The organism is Streptomyces vinaceus, assembly GCF_008704935.1.
GTDB lineage: Bacteria > Actinomycetota > Actinomycetes > Streptomycetales > Streptomycetaceae > Streptomyces > Streptomyces vinaceus.
This window is the reverse complement of sequence record NZ_CP023692.1, coordinates 3,801,178-3,824,948: the sequence shown is the minus strand read 5'-3', so window position 1 is coordinate 3,824,948 and position 23,771 is coordinate 3,801,178. Positions and strand designations below refer to the sequence as shown.

The following is a 23,771-nucleotide window of genomic DNA, read 5'->3' as shown; positions in this document are numbered from 1 at the left end:
CCTCAGCCTCAGTAGGAGAAGGCCATCGGCCGGTCGGGGTTCTTGTCGTCCCCGCCGATCTTGGTGGGCGGGTTGAGGTCGGCCTCGGTCAGCTCGGGCGGGCCGAGCTTCACGTACTTCACGAGGAGCCGGACCTCGATCACCGCGAGCACGGCGTACAGGAGCGTGAACCCGATCATCGAGGTGAGTACCTCGGCCTGGGAGACGTGGGGCGAGACCGCGTCCCGGGTGCGCAGGACCCCGTAGACCACCCAGGGCTGGCGGCCCATCTCGGTGAAGATCCAGCCCCAGGAGTTGGCGATGAGCGGGAAGCCCATGGTCCAGAGGGCGACGATCCAGTACCAGGTGGCGAAGCGGGGACTGAGCACCTTCTTGAAGAGGACCAGGTGCGGGACCTCGTCCTCGCCGGTGCGCAGCCCCGGGGGCAGCATGAACTTCTTCCGGGTGAGCCAGAGCCCCAGCACGCCGACGGCGAGCGAGGCCATGCCGAAGCCGATCATCCAGCGGAAGCCCCAGTAGGCCACGGGGATGTTGGGCCGGTAGTCGCCGGGCCCGAACTTCTCCTGTTCGGCCTTGTTGACGTCGTTGATGCCGGGGACGAAGGAGGTGAAGTCGTCGTTGGCCAGGAAGGACAGCAGGCCCGGGATCTCTATGGCGACCTTGTTGTGGCCCTTTTCCACGTCTCCGTAGGCGAAGACGGAGAAGGGCGCGGGCGCCTCGCCGTCCCAGAGCGCCTCGGCGGCTGCCATCTTCATCGGCTGCTGCTTGAACATCACCTTGCCGAGCAGGTCACCGCTGATGGCGGTGCCCATGCCGGCGATGATCAGCGTGATCAGGCCGAGCCGCAGCGAGGTCCGCATCACGGGAACGTGCTTCTTGCGGGCCAGGTGGAAGGCGGAGATGCCGACCATGAAGGCGCCGCCGACCAGGAAGGCGGCCGTGATGGTGTGGAAGAACTGGGTGAGCGCGGTGTTCTGGGTGAGGACCAGCCAGAAGTCGGTGAGCTCGGCCCGGCCCCGCTCCTCGTTGATCCGGTAGCCGACCGGGTGCTGCATCCAGGAATTGGCCGCGAGGATGAAGTACGCGGAGAGGATGGTGCCGATCGAGACCATCCAGATGCAGGCCAGGTGGATCTTCTTCGGCAGCTTGTCCCAGCCGAAGATCCACAGGCCGATGAAGGTCGACTCGAAGAAGAAGGCGATCAGCGCCTCGAAGGCCAGCGGCGCCCCGAAGATGTCACCGACGAAGCGCGAGTAGTCGGACCAGTTCATACCGAACTGGAACTCCTGCACGATGCCCGTGACGACACCCATGGCGATATTGATCAAGAAGAGCTTGCCCCAGAACTTGGTGGCTCTGAGGTACTTCTCTTTCCCCGAACGCACCCAGGCGGTCTGAAGGCCTGCCGTGAGCGCGGCGAGCGAGATCGTCAGGGGAACGAAGAGGAAGTGGTAGACGGTGGTGATGCCGAACTGCCATCGCGCCAACGTCTCTGGCGCCAAAGCTACGTCCACGTCGTCGTCTCCTTCGGTGCGCCGTGGTCACTGCCGCAGTTTGCCTGGCATGCCCTACCCAATACGGGATGAACCAGGACACGCTTGTGAACGCGTTCACATTCACAAGCATTATGTCGTACCGGCTTCGGCGCGTTTCAGCCGGGGTCCCCCTAGCCAATACATTCAACAGATTGTTGAATGCCGACCATGAGGATTCGTATCTCCTGGCCCGCGGGCCAGCTCACGGCAACCCTTGACGAGACCCCGACCAGCAAGGCGCTGGCCGAGGCCCTCCCGATCTCCGCCTCCGCCCATACCTGGGGCGAGGAGGTCTACTTCGACACCGGCGTCTCGGTGGCGCTGGAACACGACGCCCGGCAGGTCGTCGAGCCGGGCACGGTCGCGTTCTGGACCGAGGGCGACGCACTCGCGCTGCCCTACGGCCCGACCCCCATATCGCGCGCAGGCGAGAGCCGCCTGGCGAGCCCGTGCAATGTGCTCGGCTCGTTCGAGGGCGACCCCCGCCTGCTGTCCACCGTCCGCGACGGCGATCCGATCCGCGTGGAGCTGGCGTAGCCGCCAGCCGCTCAGCGCCCTACATCTCCTTGAAGAAGGCCTCGGCCGTGTGCAGGAAGATGTCGTTCGCCTCGGACTCACCGATCGTGACCCGCAGGCCCTCGCCCGCGAAGGGCCGGACCACCACACCGGCCTTCTCGCAGGCCGCCGCGAAATCGGCGGTCCGCTCCCCCAGCCGCATCCACACGAAGTTCGCCTGGGTGTCCGGCACGGTCCAGCCCTGCCCGAGCAGCGTCTTGTGGACCCGTGCGCGCTCGCCCACCAGTGCCCCGACCCGGCCCATCAGCTCGTCCTCGGCCCGCAGCGAGGCGACCGCCGCGTCCTGGGCGAGCTGGCTGACGCCGAACGGCACAGCCGTCTTGCGCAGGGCCGCGGCGACCGGCTCGTGTGCCACCGCGAAGCCCACGCGCAGGCCGGCGAGCCCGTACGCCTTGGAGAACGTCCGCAGCACGCAGACGTTCGGACGGCTGCGGTAGAGCTCGATGCCGTCCGGGACCTCCGTGTCGCGGACGAACTCGCGGTAGGCCTCGTCCAGCACCACCAGGATGTCGGAGGGCACGCGGTCCAGGAACCGCTCCAGCTCGGCGCGGCGCACCGCGGTGCCGGTCGGGTTGTTGGGGTTGCAGACGAAGATCAGTCGGGTCCGCTCGGTGATCGCGTCGAACATCGCGTCGAGGTCGTGCACGTCCCCCTCGGTCAGCGGGACCTGCACGGACGTGGCACCCGAGATCTGCGTGATGATCGGGTACGCCTCGAAGGAGCGCCAGGCGTAGATGACCTCGTCGCCCGGGCCGGCCGTCGACTGGATCAGCGACTGGGCCACGCCCACGGAGCCCGTGCCGGTGGCGATGTGCTCGACCGGGACCCCGAACCGCTCGGCGAGCTCGTTGACCAGGCCCGTGCAGGCCATGTCGGGGTAGCGGTTGAACTGTCCGGCCGCAGCGACCGCGGTCTCCAGCACCCCGGACAGCGGCGGGTACGGGTTCTCGTTCGAGGACAGCTTGTACGCGACCGGACCGCCCGCGGCAGCGGGCTTCCCGGGCTTGTAGGTGGGAATGCCGTCCAGCTCGGCGCGCAGCTTCGGGCTCTTCTCGCTCACCGCAGGTCCTCCTCGACCGTCCCGTACGACGTCGCCGTCGACTCAATACTGCTCACCTTATGAGGATTCCGCCCTCCCGAAAATGGGCGGCGCCGGGATTGCGGGGGAGCGCACGCATATATGCGTGCGCCGGTGGCCCGCGCCGTGGCGCGCATCCCTCGTACAGGTGAGTTGAGACCGTCCCGAGATCACACCGCTTTGGCATGCCCGTACCCGCCGACAAGCACCCTGCTCACTCGCTGCGCTTAAATTCCTTCATTTCCAAGGTCATTGGGGGTGGCGAACCGTGCAGAATCGTGCCTGTCAACGCGTGCATATGCACCCGGACCACCCACCCCGCCGAGCCCTACTATCGGCTCGCCATGACAGCAGCAGGGAAGCATCAGGTGAGCCGGACCGAGACCACCCGGCGGGCCGCCGGCCGACAGGGCCGGGCCGGCATCAGGGACGTGGCCGCCGCGGCGGGCGTCTCGATCACGACCGTCTCCGACGCGCTCAATGGCAAGGGACGGCTGCCGGACGCCACCCGCCGCCACGTTCGCGAGGTCGCCGACCGGCTGGGCTACCGCCCTTCCGCCGCGGCCCGCACCCTCCGTACGGGCAAGTCGGGCCTCATCGGCCTGACCGTGACCACGTACGGGGATGAACCTTTCACCTTCACCGAATTCGCGTACTTCGCCGAGATGGCCAGGGCCGCCACCTCCGCCGCGCTCGCCCGCGGCTACGCCCTGGTCATCCTCCCCGCCACATCCCGACACGACGTGTGGTCCAACGTGGCCCTCGACGGCACCGTCGTCATCGACCCCTCCGACCACGATCCCGTCGTCAGCGAACTGGTCCGACAGGGACTCCCCGTCGTCTCCGACGGCCGTCCGGCGGGCTCCCTCCCCGTCACCGCCTGGGTCGACAACGACCACGAGGCCGCCGTACTCAACCTGCTCGACCACCTCGCCGCCGCCGGCGCCCGCCGGATCGGTCTGCTGACCGGCACCACCACGGACACCTACACCCGGTTGTCGACCACCGCCTACCTCAACTGGTGCGAGCGCGTCGGCCAGGACCCCGTCTACGAGTCCTACCCCGCCCACGACCCGTGCGCGGGCGCCGTCGCCGCGGACCGGCTGCTCGCCCGGCCCGACCGGCCCGACGCCGTCTACGGGCTCTTCGACCCCAACGGGACCGATCTGCTCGCCGCCGCCCGCCGGTACGGCCTGCGCGTTCCCGAGGACCTGCTGCTCGTCTGCTGCAGCGAGTCCACCGTGTACGCCAACACCGAACCGCCCATCACCACCCTCTCCCTCAAACCGCGCCGCATCGGCACGGCCGTCGTACAGCTCCTGATCGACGCCATCGAGGGGGTGGACACCGGCCGCCCGGTCGAACAGGTCGTCCCGACCGAGCTGATCGTCCGCACTTCCTCACAGCGCAGGCAGCCCCGGACGACCGTCAGCCCGCCCCGTTCGCCGGCCAAGGACTGACCGCCGCGGCGTGATACCGGCGGGGCTGAAGGTCCCGCCGGGGATTTCCGCAACACCCATTTCGGGAGAAAGCGGCAGGAACTATTGGTTCCGCCCAGGATTCACCACCCCTGGTGCGTCACAGAGCGCGAGCCGCATTCCTATGATGGGCGCACGACATCACGGACCCTCCGCCCAGGAGGCCAGGAGGGTCCGCAGGTGTACGGCAGCGCGACGGTGGTGGAGGGGTCGATGACTCAGGGGGCCGGTCAGGGACCCGCTATGCGGACGGAGACGCTGCGGGACTTCCGGGTTCCGGTCGCCGAGCCCGTCCCGTACGGCGTGCCCGGCGCGCTTCCCGAAGAAGCCCCGGTGTACGGCGAGTACCCCGCGTACTACGGGGAGGGCGCACCGCTGCCCCCTCAGCCCTCCGTGCCGCCCCAGCCCGCCGGACCCCCGCAGCCGCCCGTGGGCCAGGCTCCCGCCTCCGACGGACCCGCCCCGGCCGACGGGGACGGGACGGGCGAGGACTACGACGAGGGCTACACGCCGACCCAGCGCGATCTGCCGGTCATCGGCCGCGGCGGACCGGGCGACACCGTCCAGGTCCAGTACGTACCCCAGGAGTCCCCGGCCTCCGGCCCCGGACCGCTGTACGTCGTCGGCGACGTCCACGGCTATCTGGACGAGCTCGTCCACGAGCTCCAGGCGCAGGGCCTCATCGACGCCGACCGCCGCTGGTCGGCCGGCAACGCACGCATCTGGTTCCTCGGCGACTTCACCGACCGCGGCCCCGACGGCATCGGCGTCATCGACCTCGTGATGCGGCTGTCCGCCGAGGCCGCCGCCGCCGGCGGCTACTGCAAGGCCCTCATGGGCAACCACGAGCTGCTGCTGATCGGCGCCAAGCGGTTCGGCGACACCCCGGTCGCCTCGGGCGCCGGCACCGCCACCTTCCAGGCCGCCTGGCTCCTCAACGGCGGCCAGCGCACCGACATGGAGCGCCTGGAGGACGTGCACCTGCAGTGGATGCAGCGCCTGGACGCGGCCGTGCTGGAGGACGGGCACCTGCTGCTCCACTCCGACACCACCGCGTACCTCGACTACGGCGATTCCGTCGAGGACGTCAACGACACCATCCACGAGCTGCTCAACCGCAACGACGCCGACATCACCTGGGACCTGTTCCGCAAGTTCACCAAGCGGTTCGCGTTCCGCGACGAGGAGACCGGCCCCCAGGCCGTACGCGAACTCCTCGACACCTACGGCGGTGGCCGCGTGGTGCACGGGCACAGCCCGATCCCGTACCTGCTGGGCGAGGTGGGTACCGAGGACGGCGACGCGTCGCGCGGTCCGGAAGCCGTGAACGGGCCGCACGTGTACGCGGAGGGGCTCGCCATCGCGATGGACGGCGGGGTCACGATGGCCGGCAAACTGCTGGTGGTGCAACTCCCCCTGAACGACTGACGGTTATCAGAAGGGGGGTAATTTCGGGAAAGCCCCTGTCACGGCGTGGCATGGGCGCTCTACCATCGCCCTATCCGTAGCAGGCTCTCCTCCGTTTGTGCCGGCGCCCGGGTCTACGCGGGCAAACCGGTCCCTACGGAGCATCGGGGGATGCACATGAACAGCGCTCCGCACCTGCTGACCGAAGACCGACCCGAGTTCGATCGGCTCCTCGACGAGGCGCTGCGCACCGCGCACGAACGGCCCGAGCTCGCCGCCCTCGGTGAGCGCCTGAACGCCGAGCAGCTGCGCACGATGGCCATCGGGGCCAGCGCGCTGCTGACGACGGCGGCCGCGGCCGAGTACGACCACTACGTGAAGCTCCGCGGAGAACGGCGCGACGAGGTGCTGTCCACCCCCGGTTCGGCCGGGGACCAGGGTGCCGGGTCGGAGGGCGAGGGCGAGGACGGCGCGGGTGTCAGTGCCGTGGTCGCCGTGCTCGCACCCGTCCTGGCGGGCACCGCGATGCTGATATTCCTGCTGGTGGGCTACATCCTGAAGGCGATCGAGCCCGAACCGGCCTTCGCGGACACGATGCTGACGGCCGGTTGGCTGTTCGGCGCGCTGACCGTGGTCTCGCTGCTGTTCGCGGTGATAGCCCTGCTGGTGACGGCCGTCCGCAACCGGGCGACCGAAGTGGTGGCCGAGGACGGGGCCGAGGCGATACCCGACGAGGTGGCGCGGGCCCGCGAGGCCTGGCGCCGAGCCCTGCTGGAGCGGGGCATCCTGCCGTTCCTGCGGGACGCGCTGGCCGATCCGAGCGCGGGGCCGGCGTATCCGGCCCCGCACACGCCGAAGGCCGGGCGCATCCCCAACCTGGGATACACCCGGCCCGACTTCACCAGCCCGGGTTCCCCTTCACAGGGTCCCCGACCCGGCTACACCCCGCCGGACTTCACGAGCCCGGACTTCACGAGCCCGGACGGCGGCTCGCAGTGACGGCGGCCTGGGCTGCCGTTACTTGATCTCCTTGGGGCGCAGGTTCAGGTCCTCCTTGGTCAGCTGGTGCGAGAACCGCATCAGAGGCGTCACGACGCCGGTCGAGCCAGGGGTCGGCTGGGGGTTCGCAGGCGCCCACACCTCTGTGCAGGAGAGAGAGTCCGGGCTGCCGGGGTTGATGGTGCAGGAGGTCTCGTAGATGTCACCCCCGGTGGTCAGGACCTCGATGTTGACGATGTTGGCCTGGGACGAGACCGATACCGCACACGCGTCGGTCGGGTACGTCTCGCCGGTGTCGGTCAGGTCGTACCAGCGCCAGTTGGTCGGCGAGGGCGTGAGGTCGCGGATGCCCGCGTAGGTGATGGTGTCGGAGAGGACCGCCTTGACCTCGCGAGAGGCAGCGGGCCGGATCGAGTCCACGTCGAAGCACTGGCCGCTCGCGCCCTGGGTACCCGTCGCGCCGGTGGGGCCCGTCGGACCGGTCGGACCCGTGGGACCGGTGGAGCCCGTCGCGCCGGTCAGGCCCGTGTCGCCGGTGGGACCGGTCGGACCGGTGGGGCCGGTTACACCGGTCCCCGGGCCGGTGGGGCCCGTGGAACCGGTCGCGCCCGTCGGTCCGGTGGGACCGGTCGGGCCCGTCGGGCCCGTCGCCCCGGGGTGGCCCTTGGGGCCCCGCGGCCCGGTCGGGCCGGCCTTGCACTTGTCGCCACCGCCCGAGGGCTGGCCGACCGCCGGGTCCATCGCCTTCTTGGCGCGCGGCCCGCAGTGGTCGCCACCGCCGGCCACGACGGTCCCCGCAGGCTGCGGAGCCCCGGCCGCGGCCGGAGCCGCGATGCTCGCCAGAACCAGCGCGACGGAGGCGAAGGTGCCTCCCGCCAGCCAGCCGGCCCTTCGGGGCAGGGGCCCCAGGATGGATCGGGCCCTGTCCTCAGAACTCATGTACCGCTCCTCGCACGCACCGGATCGAATGATCGCTCGAAGTCCGGCCAGATGACCGGACCCGCGGGTCATCCTGAAGTTCCATGTCCCGGAAGCCACTTCGCCTCGCCCGCCTGTCAGCAAATCGGACCAGCGCGCGCAGCCACTTGGCGGTGCAGGAGGGAGCCACCCGGGCCGCGCCCCGGCGCGGCGCCGACGGCCCGCCCGCCCCCGTCCCTAGGGTCAGCCGCCGTGAAACCGACCATCTGCCTCTGCATGATCGTGAAGAACGAATCCGCCGTCATCGAGCGCTGCCTCGACTCGGTACGGGACCTCATCGACACCTGGGTCATCTCCGACACCGGATCCACCGACGGCACCCAGGAACTGATCCGCAGCGCCTTGCACGGGATCCCCGGCGAGCTCCATGAGGAACCCTGGACCGACTTCGGGCACAACCGCAGCCTCAACATCGCGCATGCCCGCGGCAAGGCCGACTACCTGCTCCTGCTGGACGCCGACCTCGTGCTGCGCCGCTCCGGCCCGCTGCCCCCGCTCACGGCGCAGTCGTACATGCTGCGCCACGAGGGCACCACGGAGTACCGCATCAAGCGCCTGGTCCGGGGGGATCTCCCCTGGCGGTACGAGGGCGTCACGCACGAGTACCTGACCTGCGACTCGCCCGGGGAGTACGACGAGCGGCCCGGCTTCCAGGAAAAACTCGACGCGCTGTCCATCGAGGACCATGCGGACGGGGGCTCCCGGCACGACAAGTTCGAGCGCGACGCCCGCCTGCTCAGCGCCGAACTCGAACGGGACCCCTCCAACACCAGGACGGTCTTCTACCTGGCCCAGACGATGCGGGACATGGGCGAGACGGCCGCGGCGATCCGGCTCTACCAACGCCGCGCGGCCATGGGCGGCTGGGCCGAAGAGGTCTATTTCGCGCTGCTCCAGGTCGGCGTCCTGAGCGCCGAGTCCGGCGACTGGCCCACGGCCACGGACGCCTTCTCACAGGCCTGGGAATCCAGGCCCACCCGGCTGGAAGCCTGCTACGAACTCGCCTCCAGGCTCAGGGTGCTGGGGCGCCACCACACGGCCCACGCGATCACGGCGGGTGTGCTGGACCGCCCGGCCCCGTCGGACCTGCTCTTCGTCCAGCCCTGGGTGTACCGATGGGGGCTGCTCTTCGAGCACTCCATCACCGCGTACTGGGTGGGCGACATGCAGGCCTCCCTGCGCGCCTGCGACCGGCTGCTGGCCCTGCCCGACCTGCCGGAGCCGTATCGCCGGCAGACGGAGGCCAATCGCGGTTTCGCGGCGGCGCGCAGTGGGCCGTCCGTCCCTGTTTCACGTGAAACATCGCGCGAAGCGAAGGTCTGACCACCGCTGTCGCACCGCATGTGCGTGCCGGGACACTGCTCTGGGAAGCCCCCTCATCCTCCCCAGAGCAGCGCCGGCCGCCATGGGCGGGTCAGTCGGCCAGCGGGAGGTACACCCGGTTGCCGCTCGCCGCGAACTCGGCGGACTTCTCCGCCATCCCCGCCTCGATCTCGTCGGCCTTCAGATCGCCGCCGTGCTCACGGCGGATGTCCTGGGAGATCTTCATCGAGCAGAACTTCGGACCGCACATGGAGCAGAAATGCGCGGTCTTGGCGGGCTCGGCCGGGAGCGTCTCGTCGTGGAACTCGCGGGCCGTGTCCGGGTCGAGAGCCAGGTTGAACTGGTCCTCCCAGCGGAACTCGAACCGCGCGTCCGACAGGGCGTCGTCCCACTCCTGGGCGCCCGGGTGGCCCTTGGCCAGGTCCGCCGCGTGCGCGGCGATCTTGTACGTGATGACGCCGGTCTTCACGTCGTCACGGTTGGGCAGGCCCAGGTGCTCCTTCGGCGTGACGTAGCAGAGCATCGCGGTGCCCCACCAGGCGATCATCGCGGCGCCGATGCCCGAGGTGATGTGGTCGTACGCCGGGGCGACGTCCGTGGTCAGAGGGCCGAGCGTGTAGAACGGCGCCTCCTCGCAGATCTCCTGCTGGAGGTCGATGTTCTCCTTGATCTTGTGCATCGGGACATGGCCCGGGCCCTCGATCATGGTCTGCACGTTGTGCCGCTTGGCGATCGTGTTCAGCTCACCCAGCGTCTTCAGCTCCGCGAACTGCGCCGCGTCGTTGGCGTCCGCGATGGAGCCGGGGCGCAGGCCGTCGCCCAGCGAGTATGTGACGTCGTACGTGGCGAGGATCTCGCAGAGCTCCTCGAAGTTCGTGTAGAGGAAGTTCTCCTTGTGGTGCGCGAGGCACCAGGCGGCCATGATCGAACCGCCGCGGGAGACGATGCCGGTCTTGCGGCGGGCTGTCAGCGGCACGTACGGCAGCAGCACGCCGGCGTGGACCGTCATGTAGTCGACGCCCTGCTCGGCCTGCTCGATGACCGTGTCCTTGTAGATCTCCCAGGTCAGGTCCTCGGCACGGCCGTCGACCTTCTCCAGCGCCTGGTACAGCGGCACGGTGCCGATCGGGACCGGGGAGTTGCGCAGCACCCACTCGCGGGTGGTGTGGATGTTACGGCCGGTCGAGAGGTCCATGACCGTGTCGGCGCCCCACTTGGTCGCCCACGTCATCTTGTCGACCTCCTCCTCGATGGAGGAGGTGACGGCGGAGTTGCCGATGTTGGCGTTGACCTTCACCAGGAAGCGCTTGCCGATGATCATCGGCTCGATCTCCGGGTGGTTCACGTTCGCGGGAAGTACCGCCCGGCCCGCGGCGATCTCCTCACGGACGACCTCGGGGGAGACGTTCTCGCGGATCGCGACGTACTCCATCTCCGGGGTGATCTCACCGCGGCGGGCGTACGCGAGCTGCGTGACGGCGGCGCCGTCACGGCCCCGGCGGGGCTGACGCGGGCGTCCAGGGAAGACCGCGTCGAGGTTCTTGAGGCCACCGCGGGGCGAGGTGTGCTTGATGCCGTCGTCCTCGGGGCGCACGGGGCGGCCCGCGTACTCCTCGGTGTCTCCGCGGCTGATGATCCAGTTCTCGCGCAGCGGCGGCAGTCCGCGCCGTACGTCGGTCTCGATCTGGGGGTCGGTGTACGGCCCGGACGTGTCGTAGAGCGTCACGTCCTTGCCGTTGGTGAGGTGGACCTGGCGGACCGGCACCCGGATGTCGGGGCGGGAGCCCGCCACGTAGCCCTTGTGCCAGCCCGGCTGGCGCTCGGTCCGGCCATCGTCGTCCTGGCTGACGGCAGGCGTGCGTGCGTCCTGAATGGTCATGAGACCTGATCTCCCTACGCCGGCATTACCCGGTAACAGGTTCGGCGGTCGACGCAGCCTCTTCCCGTACGCATCTGTACTGCGCGTACGGTGATCAGCGCCCTCTCAGCCCGGTGCTCCGAGCTCCCGCGTTGTGCAAAGGTGCCCCCACGCTAGCGTCATTTGTGGCGTGCTGAACAGTGGGCCCCCTCAACTCTTGCGATGATCTGCCGGTGACGTTCTCGCCGCAGCCCCCCACCCAGCCCCCCGGGCCCACAGGTCACACCGACCACGCGCACGTGGGCCACGGGCACGACCACGGGCATGACCAGAGCCCGCCCCCGGGCCACTCCCATGGTCATTCCCACGGCCACGGACCGGCGGCTCCCGTCTCGAAGCACCTGCGGAAGGTCATCGCGGCGGTCCTGATCCCGTTCGCCGTCGCCGTCTTCGTCGGCATGGTGGTGCTCTGGCCGGGCGGCGCACCCGCCCACGAACGCTCCGGGGTGGGGTTCGACCGGCAGACCCAGCAGGGACGTGTCGTCTCGCTCGAACAGGTCGACTGCAAATCGGTGAACGCCTCACAGGTGCCGACCACCGGGAACGTCACCACCCCCGAGGGCCGCGAGGCCCAGGCCCAGCAGACGGGCGACTGCAAGAAGGCCACCATCGAAGTCGGCACCGGACCGGACAAGGGCCGCACGTTCGTCGAGATCGTCCAGCCGGGCGCGCCACGGCAGTTGGAGAAGGACCAGGGGGTTGTCGTCGCGTACGCACCGGACGCGCCCCGGGACCTCCAGTACTCCGTGGTCGACGTGAACCGCAAGCTGCCGCTGGCGGTCCTGGCCGGCATTTTCGCGGTGGCCGTGGTCGTCGTCGGACGGATGCGGGGGATGTTCGCCCTGATCGCGCTGGTCGTCAGCTTCGGCGTGCTGACCCTGTTCATCCTGCCGGCGATCCTCCAGGGCTCGAACCCGCTGGTCGTCGCGGTCGTCGGAGCCAGCGCCATCATGCTGATCGCGCTCTACATGTGCCACGGCCTGAGCGCCCGTACCTCCGTAGCCGTCCTCGGCACGCTCGTCTCTCTGCTGCTGATCGGGCTGCTCGGCTCGGTGTTCGTCGACTGGGCGTTCCTCAGCGGCAACACCGACGACAACACCGGGCTGATCCACGGGCTCTACCCGGACATCGACATGAGCGGTCTGCTGCTTGCGGGAGTGATCATCGGGTCGCTGGGCGTACTCGACGATGTGACGGTCACCCAGACCTCGGCGGTCTGGGAACTCCACCAGGCCGACTCGTCGATGGGGCCCCGCGCCCTGTACCGCGCGGCCATCCGGATCGGCCGCGACCACATCGCCTCGGTGGTCAACACCCTGGTGCTCGCCTACGCGGGCGCGGCGCTGCCGCTGCTGCTGCTGTTCTCGATCGCGAACAGCAGCATGGGGTCGGTGGCCAACAGCGAGCTGGTCGCGGAGGAGATCGTACGGACCCTCGTCGGGTCGATCGGCCTGGTGGCCTCGGTCCCGGTGACCACGGCGCTCGCGGCGCTGGTGGTCTCCGCCGACCGGCCGGGGGCCCCGGCCGGAGCGGCGGCCTCGGGGCCGGTCCGCAGCGGCCGGGGGCGGCGGCGCAAGCGCTGAGCGACCCGGGAGGCTCGGGGGCCCGGGGCTGCTCGGCGCGTACGGTCGGTCCGCCCGGTCCGTCCGGGCCCTCCGTTCAGCCGGCGTTCTGCTCGTTCTGCCGGGCCTCGGCCAGGATCCGGTCGAGCGCCTCGTCGAGGTTCTCCTCGAAGTCGCCGAGGCTGCGCTCCTGACCGAGCGGAACAAGCCGGTCGGTACGGTCGAGAAACGCGACGAGCGGCGCCGCGCCGGCGCGGAACAGGGCCCGGTCGCTGCCGACCTGGAGCCTGATGTGAACGTCGGACAGTTCCTCCGGATCGGTGGGGGCGATGTGCACATCGCCGTCGCCGCACGGCTTGTTGATGCCGTCGAGGAGCAGCTCGCGGCCGAACGCCCAGGTCACGGGGGCGTCTCCGGGAAGGTGGAACGTCAGGCGCACTGCGTAGGGGTCCCGGGTGTCGTACCGGAGTTCCACCGGGATCCGGAAGGAGAGCTCCTCGGAAACGAGGAAGCTCATCATGACCTCTGCCTGTACCGACTCGCGCATGGACTACCCCGCTGTAGTGGAAGTGGCCAGGAATGATCCCCCAGGGCCCTCTTGACAAGGGTGGTGGAAGCTCATGCAGATCACAAGGAGTGAGTTTTCAGATACTGATAGAGAACGAGAGGGTGCTCAACAGCGCGCCTACTTCACTCCGTAGTCGATCGACCACATACAGCAATCTTTCTTCATGGTGCAAAGGGAGAGAAATCGCCATGGTTGCGGCGGTATCGCCCGCAGTGATGGGGATGGCTGCACAGACCGTGCCCAGCGCGTACTCCTGACGCTCCGTAACCGGCTCCATGCGTCCGAGGGCGCCGATGCGATGTTCGAGGGCGCTCTGGTCCCGGACGGTGTACTGGGTGACGGCCTCGACGGGGTGCCGCTCGTAATAGTCCTTGCGCGTCTTCTCGTCGAGCTGGGCCAGCAGGCACTGTCCGATGGCGTGCGCGTGGCCGGTCGCACGGAAATCCGCCCACTCCTCGACGGCGGGGCTGGCCGGGGTGTCCGAGACTCCCACGAGCTCGATCTCACCCTCGCGGAACACGGCGAAGTAGACGGGGGCCCCGACCGCGTCACGGAAGTGCGCGAGGGAGTCGAGGATCATGCTGCGACGTTTCTGCTGCAGCCCGCCCGCCGCCAGCCGCCCGGCGGCGGCGCCGAGCACGAAGACTCCGCTCTCGCGCCGCAGATAGCCCTCGTGCGTGAGGGTGCGCAGCAGGTGGTACGCGGTGGGGAGCGGGAGCCCGGCCTCGCGCGCCAGCTGTTTCGCCGGGGCTCCCTCGCTGTGGGAACCCGCTGCTTCGAGCAGCCTCAACGCGCGCTGCACCGAACCGATCAGCGTCGGCACACCGGCATTGTGAACCGAAGACAAAGCTCACCCCCAGGCGTGGCGGCGGGCCTGGGGAGGGCCCGCCCTGCGGGGGCCGCCCCCGCGCGCGCCGCGGTTCCTGGGGGTCGTGCTGAGGCCGGAACTGGAGAAAACCGCTGGTCAAGGCGGCACCACCGGCGTCCGGTGCCCAGGGAGCGGCGCAGATTGCCACCCTATCGGCCGATTACCGCGGTGCGGGCGGTTTGCCACCCCACGTTCCCCCACCCGGGTTAATCGCCCCGGTTGACCCGGGGCCCGGAGCCCGGAGCCCTGGGAGCTGGGGCTCCGGCGACCTACCAGTCGCGCGAGGAGGACTTCGTGCCGCCCCCGGTGAACTTCTTCACGATGAAGATCAGACCGCCGACGAGGGCGACGAAGAGCAGCAGCTTGAAGACGAACGAGATCAGGGCACCGAGAATGCTCGTGATGACACCGCCGAAGACGAAGAGCACCAGAAGCGGGATCGCGACCCACTTAACCCACCAGGGCATGCCTGCGAATGTCTGTCGGATGCCGTCCATGTCCTCGACCTCTTCCTGAGCTTCCTGAGCCGTGACTTCCTGCTCTCGATGCTAGGAGGCCGCTCAACCGTCCGGGGGCCCGCGAGCCCTCGGACTCCCCTGATCCGCCCCCTAGGGGAATCAGGGGGTCCGACCCTGGGCCGGGGCCGCCCGGTCAGGTCTCCGGCGGGGAGAACACGACCAATACCCGCAGGTCCTCGGTGATGTGGTGGAACTTGTGGACCACCCCGGCGGGCACGTAGACGACGCTGCCGCGCGCCACCGTCGTCGTCTCCTCCCCGACCGTGATCGAACCCCGGCCGCTCACCACGAAGTACACCTCGTCCTGGCGGTGCGGCTGCTGCGGATCGCTCCGGCCGGCATCGAGGGCGTACAGCCCCACCGACATGTTCCGCTCGCGCAGGAACTGCAGATAGGCGCCGTCGTTCGCGAGCCGCTCCGCCTCGAGCTCGTCCAGCCGGAAGGCCTTCATCGTCCTTGTGCCCCTTGCTCTCTCACGTTCCCTGGCATCCGCTGATCTGCTGATGTCCCACCGGGATCTTCTCTGCCACGATCAGACACATGACGAATTTCGTAGTCAAGACGCTCGCCAATGCGGCCGCCCTGGCCGTCGCCATCTGGCTGCTCGCCGGCATCACGCTCGACGACCACAGTTCCCTCGGTCGCCGGACCCTCACCTTGATCCTGGTCGCCCTGGTCTTCGGCCTGGTCAACTTCATTGTCAAGCCCGTGGTGAAGCTCTTGTCGCTTCCCCTGTTCATCCTCACCCTCGGACTGTTCACCCTCGTCGTGAACGCCCTGATGCTGCTGCTGACCTCCTGGCTGGCCGACCAGCTCGACCTCAGCTTCCACGTCGACAATTTCTGGACCGCGCTGCTCGGCGGCCTGATCATCTCCGTCGTCTCGTGGGCCGTGAACATGGCCCTGCCCGACAAGAACTGAGCCGGCCGCCATGTACCGCGTGTGCTTCGTCTGCACGGGCAACATCTGCCGCTCCCCCATGGCCGAGTCCGTCTTCCGGGCCCGCGTCGCCGAGGCCGGGATCGACGCCCTGGTCGAGGTGGACAGCGCCGGCACCGGCGGCTGGCACGAGGGGGACGGCGCCGATCCGCGTACCGTCGCCGTCCTGGAGGCCGCCGGATACGAACAGAGCCACCGCGCCCGGCGCTTCCGGGCCTCCTGGTTCCCCGGCCTCGACCTCGTCATCGCGCTCGACGCCGGGCACCTGCGGGACCTGCGCGCGCTCGCGCCCACCCCCGCGGACGCCGCCAAGGTACGGCTGCTGCGTTCCTACGACCCGGCGGCGAAGGCCTCCGACGCCGACGTACCGGATCCCTACTACGGCTCCCTCGACGGGTTCGAGCAGTGCCTGGAGCTCGTCGAGGCGGCGAGCGCGGGCCTGTTGGAAGCGGTACGCGAGGCAGTGAAGGAGCACACCGCATGAACGACCACTCCGCCGAGACGGCGGCGGCCGCGGACGGCACCGGCGACGGCACCCGGGCCGTCCGCGCCGGTCTGCCCGAACCGGTCAAGAACGAACCGCCCCTGCCCGGCCCCGTCTTCGCCGCCCACTTCCACCTCCCCGGCGACGTGGAGGGTCCGTACACCTACGGCCGCGACACCAACCCCACCTGGACCCTGCTGGAGCGGGCCATCGGGGAACTCGAAGCGCCGGGCCAGGAAGGCGTGGACACCGTCGTCTTCGCCTCCGGCATGGCCGCGGTCTCCGCCGTCCTCTTCTCCCAGGCCCGTACCGGCGACACCGTGGTCCTGCCCGACGACGGCTACCAGGCGCTGCCCCTGGTCCGCGAGCAGCTGGAGGCGTACGGGATCCACGTCCGCACCGCGCCGACCGGGGAGGACGCGCAGCTCGCCGTCCTCGACGGGGCCAGACTGCTGTGGATCGAGACGCCCTCCAACCCCGGGCTCGACGTGTGCGACATCCGGCGCCTGGCCGAGGCCGCCCACGCGGGCGGCACCCTCGTCGCCGTCGACAACACCCTCGCCACCCCGCTGGGTCAGCGGCCCCTGGAACTCGGCGCGGACTTCTCCGTCGCCAGCGGCACCAAGGGGCTGACCGGCCACGGCGACCTGCTGCTCGGCTACGTCGTCTGCCGCGACCCGGAGCTCGCCGCCGCCGTCCGGCGCTGGCGCAAGATCATCGGCGCGATCCCGGGCCCGATGGAGGCCTGGCTGGCCCACCGCTCGCTGGCCACCATCCAACTGCGGGCCCAGCGGCAGTGGGCGAACGCGCTGGCCGTCGCCGAAGCGCTGGCCGACCGGAGGGACGTCACCGGACTGCGCTACCCCGGCCTGCCCGCGGACGCGTCGCACAAGACGGCCGCCCGGCAGATGCGCGGCTTCGGGTCCGTCGTCTCCTTCATCCTGCCGGACCGCGCGTACGCGGAGCGGTTCATGGCCGCCCTGCACCTGGTCGAGGACGCCACGAGCTTCGGCGGCGTACGGTCCACCGCGGAGCGGCGCGGACGGTGGGGCGGCGACCCCGTCCCGGACGGGTTCATCCGCCTGTCCGCCGGGGCCGAGGACACCGACGACCTGGTCGCGGACGTGCTGCGGGCCCTGGACGTGGCGGGCACGGGCGCCTGAGCAGCAGGAACACGAGCGGTCCGAGCCTCCCCCCTAGTGGCTCGGACCGCTCCGGGTTCCGCGCGCGAAGAACCACGCGCACAAGGCTAGTTGACTCAGCGTCAGAGTCCAATCACGGTAACGACAGGGGCCTATCGGCATATTTATAGTTGAAGGCCCCCACCGAGAGGGGCCTTCATGGACCTGGCCCTGTTGCGCACCTTCGTCGCCGTGCACCGGGCGGGCTCGTTCACCCGGGCCGCCGCGCTCCTCGGGCTGTCACAGCCCGCCGTCACTTCCCAGATCCGCACCCTCGAACGCCAGCTGGGCCGGCCCCTCTTCCACCGCAGGGCGCGCGGGGTGACCCCCACCGCCGTCGGCGACGAACTCGCGCACAAAGCGGCCCCCCACCTCGACGCCCTGCTGCGGATAACCGAGGCGGAACGCGAGGCCGCCGGCGCGTTACGCACCCTGCACCTCGCCGGTCCACCCGAGTTCCTGTGCCTGCGCGTCCTGCCCGCCCTCGCACCGCTCGTCGGCCAGGGCCACACCCTGCGCACCGTGCTCCAGGCCGGAGCCGAGGAGGCCCTCGACGGGCTCGCCGCCGGCCACCACGACCTCGTCGTCACCACGGCCCGCCCACGCGGCGGCCTCTTCAGCGCGACCGCCCTGTGCGACGAGGAGCACGTCCTGGTCGCCGCGCCCTACTGGGCCGCCCTCGTCGATCCGGACCGGCTGCGCGAGAGCGGCCCCGCCGCCCTCGACGGGATTCCGCTCGTCGAGGTCCACGAGACGCTGCCGCTCGTCGCCCGCTACTGGGCAGCGGTCTTCGAGACCCGTCCCGGAACCCGGCCCGATGCCGCCACCGTCGTCGCGCCCGATCTGCGGGCCGTGCTGGAGTGCGTCAGGGCCGGCGCCGGACTTGCCGTCCTGCCTCGGTATCTGTGCCAGGACGCCCTCGGCAGCGGGCAGATCGTCGCCCTGCTGGAGCCGCCCGTACCACCGCTGCGCACGTGGTTCCTCGTCGTACGGACCGGCAGTCTCGCGCTCGCCCACCTCGCCCGTGCACACGACCGGCTGCTGCGCGCCGCCGCCCACTGGTGAGCCTCCGCTTGCGTTGTACGGCGCGTTTCGCCGACACGCGTTTCAGACACCCCGGTCCGGGCCACTCTTCTCCCATGACCGAACGTCCCGTGGTCAAACGCACCGCCCGCGCGATCCTGCTCGACGGTGACGACCTGATCCTCATCAAGCGCACCAAGCCCGGCGTCGATCCGTACTGGGTGACCCCCGGCGGGGGAGTGGAGCCTTCGGACGCCACCGTCGTCGACGCCCTCCACCGAGAGCTCCACGAGGAACTCGGCGCGAAGATCACTGATGTCGTGCCCTGCTTCGTCGACACCATCGAGCACATCGCCGACGGAGGGGTGACCGGAGTGAAGGTGCAGCACTTCTTCGTCTGCCACCTCGAATCCATGGACCCGAGCCAGCGACACGGCCCCGAAATCGACGAGCCCGCCGGCGAGTACGAGATCGTCCGCGTGCCCTTCAGCCGGGTCGGCATCGCCGCCGTGCATCTCGTCCCTCTGTCCCTGCGCCACTACCTCGATGGCAACATCGAGGGGGTACGCGCCATGCACGCCCCCGACCTGGGCTGATTCCGGCCCGGCCGGACGCCGGGTCTCAGCCGGCCGCGGCCACCAGTTCCTCCACCGCGTCGAAGCGGATCCGGTCGCCCGGTATCCCGATGCGCTTGAGCTCGCTCACGCCGCTGCGGATCATGCCGGGCGGCCCCGAGACGAACGCGTCGTACGAGCTCCAGGGCCCGTGTTCGCCGATCGCCTGGGGCAGCTGGGCCGCGAGGCCCTCCCCGACCACCGGGCGCACCGACAGCCACGGGTGCGAGCGCTGCAACCCCAGCAGGGTGTCCTTGTCGTACAGGCCGCCGTCGCTGCGTGCCCCGAAGAACACCTCCACCGGGCGGCGCTCGCCGTGCTCCGCCACGTCCTCGATCAGCGCCTTGATCGGGGCGATGCCGGTCCCGCCCCCCAGACACAGCATCCCGTTGTCGGTGCTGTGGTCCACCACCATCGACCCGGCCGGCGGCCCGAGCCGCAGCACGTCGCCGGGCCGCGCGTGCCGCACCAGCGCATTGGAGACCCAGCCGGCCGGCACGGCCTTGATGTGGAAGGACAGAAGCCCGTCGGCGCGAGGCGCCGAGGCGAACGAGTAATGCCGCCACACCCGGGGCCACCACGGGGTCTCCAGGCTCGTGTACTGGCCCGCGAGGAAGGCGTACGGCTGGTCGGGACGGACCGTCAGCACCGCGATGTCCGGGGTACGCAGATCGTGCGAGACCACCTCCGCGTTCCACCACGCGGGGCTCTCCACCTCGTCCTCCGCCGCGGCGTCGATCATCGTCTGGGACATCACGGTGTAGACCCGCACCCACGCGGCCTGTGTCTCCGGTCCCCAGGTCTGCTGGGCGTAACGGGACAGCGCGCCGATGAGGGCCTCGCCCACCACCGGATAGTGCCCGGCCATCGTCCCGTACTTGCGGTGCCCGGCACCGAGGCGGCGCAGGTACGGGACGAGCACCTCCGGATCGTCGATGTGCTCGGCCGCGGTCAGCAGGGCCTTCAGCAGCCGATCGCGCTGTACGTCCATCGCGGCCGGGAACATGCCCCGCACCTCGGGATGCCCGGTGAACACCAGGGCGTAGAAGTAGGAGGTCACCCTGTCGGCGATCGGTGCGATCTCCTCAAGGGTCCGGCGGATGAGCACCGCGTCCGGGGAGGGCTCTACCGCACCGCCCCCGGACGGTATCCGGGCCGTCCGTCTGGCCGATCTGGTGGGCGGAGCGTCCATGCGGTGCCTCGCTTCGAACATCTCGGTCGGTAAGCACGCCACGGCCTTCGAATCCGTGGTTCCGGGCCTCAGAGCCTGCCAGCCGCCTCAACTACTCGCGGGAAAACCTGGAAAGTCCGCGTTTCGGATCCGCTTCCCTCTTAAGATGCTTGGACCTCCGTGCGCGCCGCCCCGACCAAGCGATACGCCTCTCGCAGGTCCCGGCCCTCGTAGACGTACGTCGCCCGCTCCGCCAGATACGGCCCCGCGTTCACCGCCACCGACACCGACACGGCGTCGAAGAGCAGCGAGTCGGTCGGTGAATCCCCGTACGCGACGCAATCGGCCCGGGTCACTCCGAACTGCGCGCAGAGCCGGTCCGCCATCATGACCTTGCCCTCAGGCGTCAGGAGCCCGGCCGCGTCCACGGGCCGGGTGAAGGGCACCTCCGGGAAGACGGAACCGTGAGCGACATGCGCGCCCCACTCCAGGAGCAGTTCCACGAAGAACGAGGGCGACAGCGAGATCACCGCGCAGTAGTCCCCGCGCTCCCTGATCTCCTGCCACACCTCCCGGATGCCCATCAGCCACGGAGCACCGTCGAACGCCGCCCGGACGTGCGCGGGTGTCAGCCCCGCCCACAGTGCATGAGCCGCCACGGCGAACTCGTGCGGATCCATCTGCTGCGCACCGAACGCCCGCTCCAGCTCAGCGATCTCCGCGCTGAGGCCGAGCTGTCGGGAGATCTCGACCGGCGCTGCCGAGCCGTGCATCAGCGTCCCGTCGAGATCGAAGAGGTGCAGGAGGCTCATGGCACACGAGGCTAGCCCGTTCATGTTTCACGTGAAACATCGTCCGGTCGATGTTTCACGTGAAACATCGATCCCAAATCCTCTGGACGCCCTCCGGCTGATGATCCAGTCTGGGCCCGTGACACCACCACACCTCACCGACCTGCCGATCCGTGCGCTGACCGTGGATGATCTCCGCAGCTGCGCCGACCTCTCCGAAGACCGCGGGTGGCCGCGCGAGGACCACAAGTGGGGGCTGCTTCTCGCCGCAGGCAGCGGCTACGGCATCGATGCACCCGATGGACAGGGACTCGCCGCCGCCTGCGTCGTCACCTCGTACGGGCACACCTCCTCCGGCCCGGAGCTTGCCGCCATCGGCATGGTCCTCGTGGCCGAGCGCTTCGCCCGGCAGGGCCTGGGCCGCCGCCTCATGACGTACATCTGCGACGACGTCCTCAAGGGCGTCCCCCTCACCCTCCACGCCACTCCCTACGGCCGCCCGCTCTACGAGGAGCTCGGCTTCGACACCACCGGCCGAGCGGAGATGCTCCGCGGTACCTTCCGCGCAGAGCCCGGGTCCCTGGCTACCGAGGCCGGCTCCACGACGGTCCGGCCGGCGACCGGCGAGGACATCCCGCGGATCGTCCGCCTGGACACCGAGGTCTTCGGTACCGACCGGACACACATGATCACGCGGTTGCCCGCTTTCGCAGACCGGCTGATGGTCGCCGAGGACGCCCAGGGCGAGCTCATCGGCTATGCCGCGATCTGGCCCAACATGGAAACCCACGTCATCGGGCCGCTGATCGCACGGGACACGGCCGACGCCCAAGCGCTCGTCACCGCGCTCGCCGCCGCCACCGACCGGCCGCTGCGGACCGACATCGACGTACGCCACGAGCAGCTCCTCGCCTGGCTCAAGGACCGCGGGCTCGACTCCGTGGCGTTCAACGCCGTCATGACCCGTGACATCCCGGCCCTCCCCGGCGACTGGACCCGCCGCTGGGCCCCGCTCACCCTGGCAGCGGGCTGAGGGTGCCGGGACGAGAAAGGAACGACCCCATGACCGACCCCGACGAGCCGGAGATCCGTCCCGCCACCGAAGGGGATCTGCCCGCCATCGTCGCCATGCTGGCGGACGACCCGCTCGGCGCCGCCCGAGAATCACCCGACGACCTCACCCCGTACCTCGCGGCGTTCAAGCGTCTGGCGGACGACCCCCACCAGCGCGTGGTCGTCGCGGTCCGCGAGAACCGCGTCGTGGGCACCCTGCAGCTCACCATCGTCCCCGGGCTGTCCCGCCAGGGAGCCACCCGATCCATCATCGAAGGCGTCCGGGTCCACGCCGACGAGCGCGGCAGCGGCCTGGGCACGCAGTTCATCCGATGGGCCATCGAGGAATCCCGCCGTGAGAACTGCCGACTCGTCCAGCTCACGTCGGACGTGACCCGTACCGACGCCCACCGTTTCTACGAGCGACTCGGGTTCACCGCGTCCCACGTCGGGTTCAAGCTCTCCCTCTGACCGCCGGCACCGTAGGCCGGGCCGCTGTCGCCGGCCCGGCCTACGATCGGGAAGGTGAGTCCCAGCCTCCCGATCGTCACCACCGCCGAGCGCCGCCACCGGCTCGGGCGCAGGCACCGCCTGGCCCCGTCGACGCGGGCATCCAGCGTCGCCGAGGTCGCGGACGCCGTCGTCGCCCTGCACGCCACCGACGCCGCGACCCTGTTCCTCTCGGCCCGCGCCCGGCTCGCGGAGGGCGGCCCCGCACTGGTCGAGCAGGCGCTCTACGAGGACGTCTCCCTCGTCCGGCTGCTCAGCATGCGCAGGACCCTCTTCGCCGTCTCCGGCGAACTCGCCCCGTACGTCGACTCCTCCACCGCCCGGGGCATCGCCGTCAAGGAGCGCAGCACGCTGCTCAAGCACCTCGACGAGGACGTCCAGGGCCTCGACTCCGACTGGCTGGCCGCAGCCGAGGCCGCAGCCCTGGAAGCCCTCGACGCCCACGGACCCTGCACCGGCAGCCAGCTCTCCGCGGCCGTGCCGGCCCTGCGACGGAAGATCACCGTCGGCCGCGGCAAGAAGTACGAGGCCGAGACCGGCGTCGCCACCCGGGTGATACGGCTCCTGGCCGCCGACGGCCGGATCCGCCGTGACCGGCCGCGCGGATCATGGACCTCCAGCCAGTTCCGCTGGGTGCACACCGATCCCTGGCCCGCCGTACCACCAGCCGAGGCGCGCGCCGAGATCGCCCGCCGCTGGCTGCACTCGTACGGACCGGCCACGGAGGCGGACCTCAAGTGGTGGACGGGCTGGACCCTCACCGAGGTCCGCAAGGCCCTCGCCGCCGTCGGTCCCGCACAGGTCCTCCTTGACGACGGCAGGACCGCCTTGGTCGGCCCCGGTGACGCCGCGCCCGAGGCCGCCCCGGAGCCCTGGGCCGCGCTGCTGCCGGGCCTGGACCCCAGTGGCATGGGCTGGGCCGACCGTGGTTTCCACCTCGACCCCGCCCACCGGCCCGCGCTCTTCGACTACGCAGGCAACATCGGCCCCACGGTCTGGTGGAACGGTGAGATCGTCGGGGGGTGGGCCCAGCGCGCGGATGGCGAGATCGTCTGGCGTCTGCTCGCCGACCGCGGGCGCGCCGCCGGGGAATCCGTGGCCGCCGAGGCGGCGCGCCTCGCCCGATGGGTGGGCGAGGCCCGGATCACCCCGCGCTTCCGCACCCCGCTGGAACGCGAACTCGTCGCGTGATCGAGC

24 protein-coding genes are annotated in these 23,771 nt (G+C 70.1%); 14 read left to right on the top strand and 10 right to left on the bottom strand.

Translation table 11 applies throughout. From position 1 onward, the window contains the following. Positions 1-8: 8 nt before the first annotated feature. A complete protein-coding gene (locus CP980_RS17160) occupies positions 9-1,514 on the bottom strand; it encodes a cytochrome ubiquinol oxidase subunit I (protein ID WP_132758076.1) in 1,506 nt (501 codons plus the stop codon). Positions 1,515-1,703: 189 nt separating this feature from the next. Between CP980_RS17160 and CP980_RS17155 the strand changes: the two genes are divergently transcribed. Next, positions 1,704-2,072: a cyclophilin-like fold protein gene (locus CP980_RS17155; protein WP_150528535.1), complete on the top strand. Its 369-nt coding sequence runs from the start codon at positions 1,704-1,706 to the stop codon at positions 2,070-2,072. Between the two features lie 19 nt (positions 2,073-2,091). On the opposite strand, the gene hisC is transcribed toward CP980_RS17155, so the two are convergent. Then, positions 2,092-3,171 (bottom strand): histidinol-phosphate transaminase, encoded by a 1,080-nt coding sequence (gene hisC, locus CP980_RS17150; protein WP_132758080.1) that lies wholly within the window; start codon positions 3,169-3,171, stop codon positions 2,092-2,094. A 362-nt stretch (positions 3,172-3,533) separates the two neighbouring features. Here hisC and CP980_RS17145 point away from each other — a divergent pair, with 362 nt between their 5' ends. The 3 genes from CP980_RS17145 to CP980_RS17135 all read left to right on the top strand — a co-directional run bounded on the left by CP980_RS17145 (position 3,534) and on the right by CP980_RS17135 (position 7,073). Next, complete coding sequence (locus CP980_RS17145) at positions 3,534-4,649, top strand: LacI family DNA-binding transcriptional regulator (protein ID WP_099890691.1); 1,116 nt, start codon at positions 3,534-3,536, stop codon at positions 4,647-4,649. 231 nt (positions 4,650-4,880) lie between these two features. Further along, positions 4,881-6,095: a metallophosphoesterase gene (locus CP980_RS17140; RefSeq protein WP_167535845.1), complete on the top strand. Its 1,215-nt coding sequence runs from the start codon at positions 4,881-4,883 to the stop codon at positions 6,093-6,095. Positions 6,096-6,245: 150 nt separating this feature from the next. Continuing rightward, complete coding sequence (locus tag CP980_RS17135; RefSeq protein WP_165937318.1) at positions 6,246-7,073, top strand: hypothetical protein; 828 nt, start codon at positions 6,246-6,248, stop codon at positions 7,071-7,073. Positions 7,074-7,091: 18 nt separating this feature from the next. On the opposite strand, the gene CP980_RS17130 is transcribed toward CP980_RS17135, so the two are convergent. Next, a complete protein-coding gene (locus tag CP980_RS17130; RefSeq protein WP_189999047.1) occupies positions 7,092-8,012 on the bottom strand; it encodes a hypothetical protein in 921 nt (306 codons plus the stop codon). A gap of 255 nt (positions 8,013-8,267) precedes the next feature. Between CP980_RS17130 and CP980_RS17125 the strand changes: the two genes are divergently transcribed. After that, a complete protein-coding gene (locus CP980_RS17125) occupies positions 8,268-9,374 on the top strand; it encodes a tetratricopeptide repeat-containing glycosyltransferase (protein WP_150530252.1) in 1,107 nt (368 codons plus the stop codon). 91 nt (positions 9,375-9,465) lie between these two features. On the opposite strand, the gene thiC is transcribed toward CP980_RS17125, so the two are convergent. After that, the gene (gene thiC / locus CP980_RS17120) at positions 9,466-11,253 is read right to left on the bottom strand and encodes a phosphomethylpyrimidine synthase ThiC (protein ID WP_099890687.1); all 1,788 of its coding nucleotides are present in this window, start codon (positions 11,251-11,253) and stop codon (positions 9,466-9,468) included. A 212-nt stretch (positions 11,254-11,465) separates the two neighbouring features. On the opposite strand from thiC, the gene CP980_RS17115 reads away from it, so the two are divergent. Then, positions 11,466-12,875, top strand: a complete 1,410-nt coding sequence (locus CP980_RS17115; RefSeq protein ID WP_150528533.1) for a YibE/F family protein — start codon at positions 11,466-11,468, stop codon at positions 12,873-12,875. Between the two features lie 76 nt (positions 12,876-12,951). Here CP980_RS17115 and CP980_RS17110 read toward each other — a convergent pair whose 3' ends face one another. The 4 genes from CP980_RS17110 to CP980_RS17095 all read right to left on the bottom strand — a co-directional run bounded on the left by CP980_RS17110 (position 12,952) and on the right by CP980_RS17095 (position 15,259). Beyond that, positions 12,952-13,401 (bottom strand): SsgA family sporulation/cell division regulator, encoded by a 450-nt coding sequence (locus CP980_RS17110; protein WP_132758090.1) that lies wholly within the window; start codon positions 13,399-13,401, stop codon positions 12,952-12,954. 97 nt (positions 13,402-13,498) lie between these two features. After that, entirely contained in the window at positions 13,499-14,269 is a 771-nt protein-coding gene (locus CP980_RS17105) for an IclR family transcriptional regulator (RefSeq protein WP_132758092.1), read from the bottom strand. A gap of 290 nt (positions 14,270-14,559) precedes the next feature. After that, complete coding sequence (locus tag CP980_RS17100) at positions 14,560-14,778, bottom strand: DUF5326 family protein (protein ID WP_099895491.1); 219 nt, start codon at positions 14,776-14,778, stop codon at positions 14,560-14,562. A gap of 163 nt (positions 14,779-14,941) precedes the next feature. Next, complete coding sequence (locus tag CP980_RS17095) at positions 14,942-15,259, bottom strand: cupin domain-containing protein (RefSeq protein ID WP_150528532.1); 318 nt, start codon at positions 15,257-15,259, stop codon at positions 14,942-14,944. Between the two features lie 89 nt (positions 15,260-15,348). Here CP980_RS17095 and CP980_RS17090 point away from each other — a divergent pair, with 89 nt between their 5' ends. The 5 genes from CP980_RS17090 (at position 15,349) to CP980_RS17070 (ending at position 19,031) form a co-directional block, all read left to right on the top strand. Continuing rightward, entirely contained in the window at positions 15,349-15,729 is a 381-nt protein-coding gene (locus CP980_RS17090; protein WP_132758096.1) for a phage holin family protein, read from the top strand. Positions 15,730-15,739: 10 nt separating this feature from the next. Beyond that, positions 15,740-16,231: a low molecular weight protein-tyrosine-phosphatase gene (locus CP980_RS17085; protein WP_150528531.1), complete on the top strand. Its 492-nt coding sequence runs from the start codon at positions 15,740-15,742 to the stop codon at positions 16,229-16,231. After that, positions 16,228-17,394, top strand: coding sequence for a cystathionine gamma-lyase (locus tag CP980_RS17080; protein WP_150528530.1), 1,167 nt, complete (start codon positions 16,228-16,230; stop codon positions 17,392-17,394). Before CP980_RS17085 ends, CP980_RS17080 begins: the two co-directional genes overlap by 4 nt. Positions 17,395-17,571: 177 nt before the next feature. Next, entirely contained in the window at positions 17,572-18,477 is a 906-nt protein-coding gene (locus CP980_RS17075; protein ID WP_132758102.1) for a LysR family transcriptional regulator, read from the top strand. A 74-nt stretch (positions 18,478-18,551) separates the two neighbouring features. Next, on the top strand, positions 18,552-19,031 hold the full coding sequence (locus tag CP980_RS17070; RefSeq protein ID WP_132758104.1) for an NUDIX domain-containing protein: 480 nt from the start codon (positions 18,552-18,554) through the stop codon (positions 19,029-19,031). A 25-nt stretch (positions 19,032-19,056) separates the two neighbouring features. On the opposite strand, the gene CP980_RS17065 is transcribed toward CP980_RS17070, so the two are convergent. Then, a complete protein-coding gene (locus CP980_RS17065) occupies positions 19,057-20,241 on the bottom strand; it encodes a globin domain-containing protein (protein ID WP_425281770.1) in 1,185 nt (394 codons plus the stop codon). 140 nt (positions 20,242-20,381) lie between these two features. Continuing rightward, positions 20,382-21,032 (bottom strand): HAD family hydrolase, encoded by a 651-nt coding sequence (locus CP980_RS17060; protein ID WP_150528528.1) that lies wholly within the window; start codon positions 21,030-21,032, stop codon positions 20,382-20,384. Positions 21,033-21,150: 118 nt separating this feature from the next. Here CP980_RS17060 and CP980_RS17055 point away from each other — a divergent pair, with 118 nt between their 5' ends. The 3 genes from CP980_RS17055 to CP980_RS17045 are packed head-to-tail and all read left to right on the top strand — an operon-like array spanning position 21,151 to position 23,765. Next, positions 21,151-22,044, top strand: coding sequence for a GNAT family N-acetyltransferase (locus CP980_RS17055; protein WP_229907318.1), 894 nt, complete (start codon positions 21,151-21,153; stop codon positions 22,042-22,044). A gap of 29 nt (positions 22,045-22,073) precedes the next feature. Further along, entirely contained in the window at positions 22,074-22,535 is a 462-nt protein-coding gene (locus CP980_RS17050) for a GNAT family N-acetyltransferase (protein ID WP_150528526.1), read from the top strand. Between the two features lie 54 nt (positions 22,536-22,589). Then, a complete protein-coding gene (locus CP980_RS17045) occupies positions 22,590-23,765 on the top strand; it encodes a winged helix DNA-binding domain-containing protein (protein WP_150528525.1) in 1,176 nt (391 codons plus the stop codon). Positions 23,766-23,771: the final 6 nt, after the last annotated feature.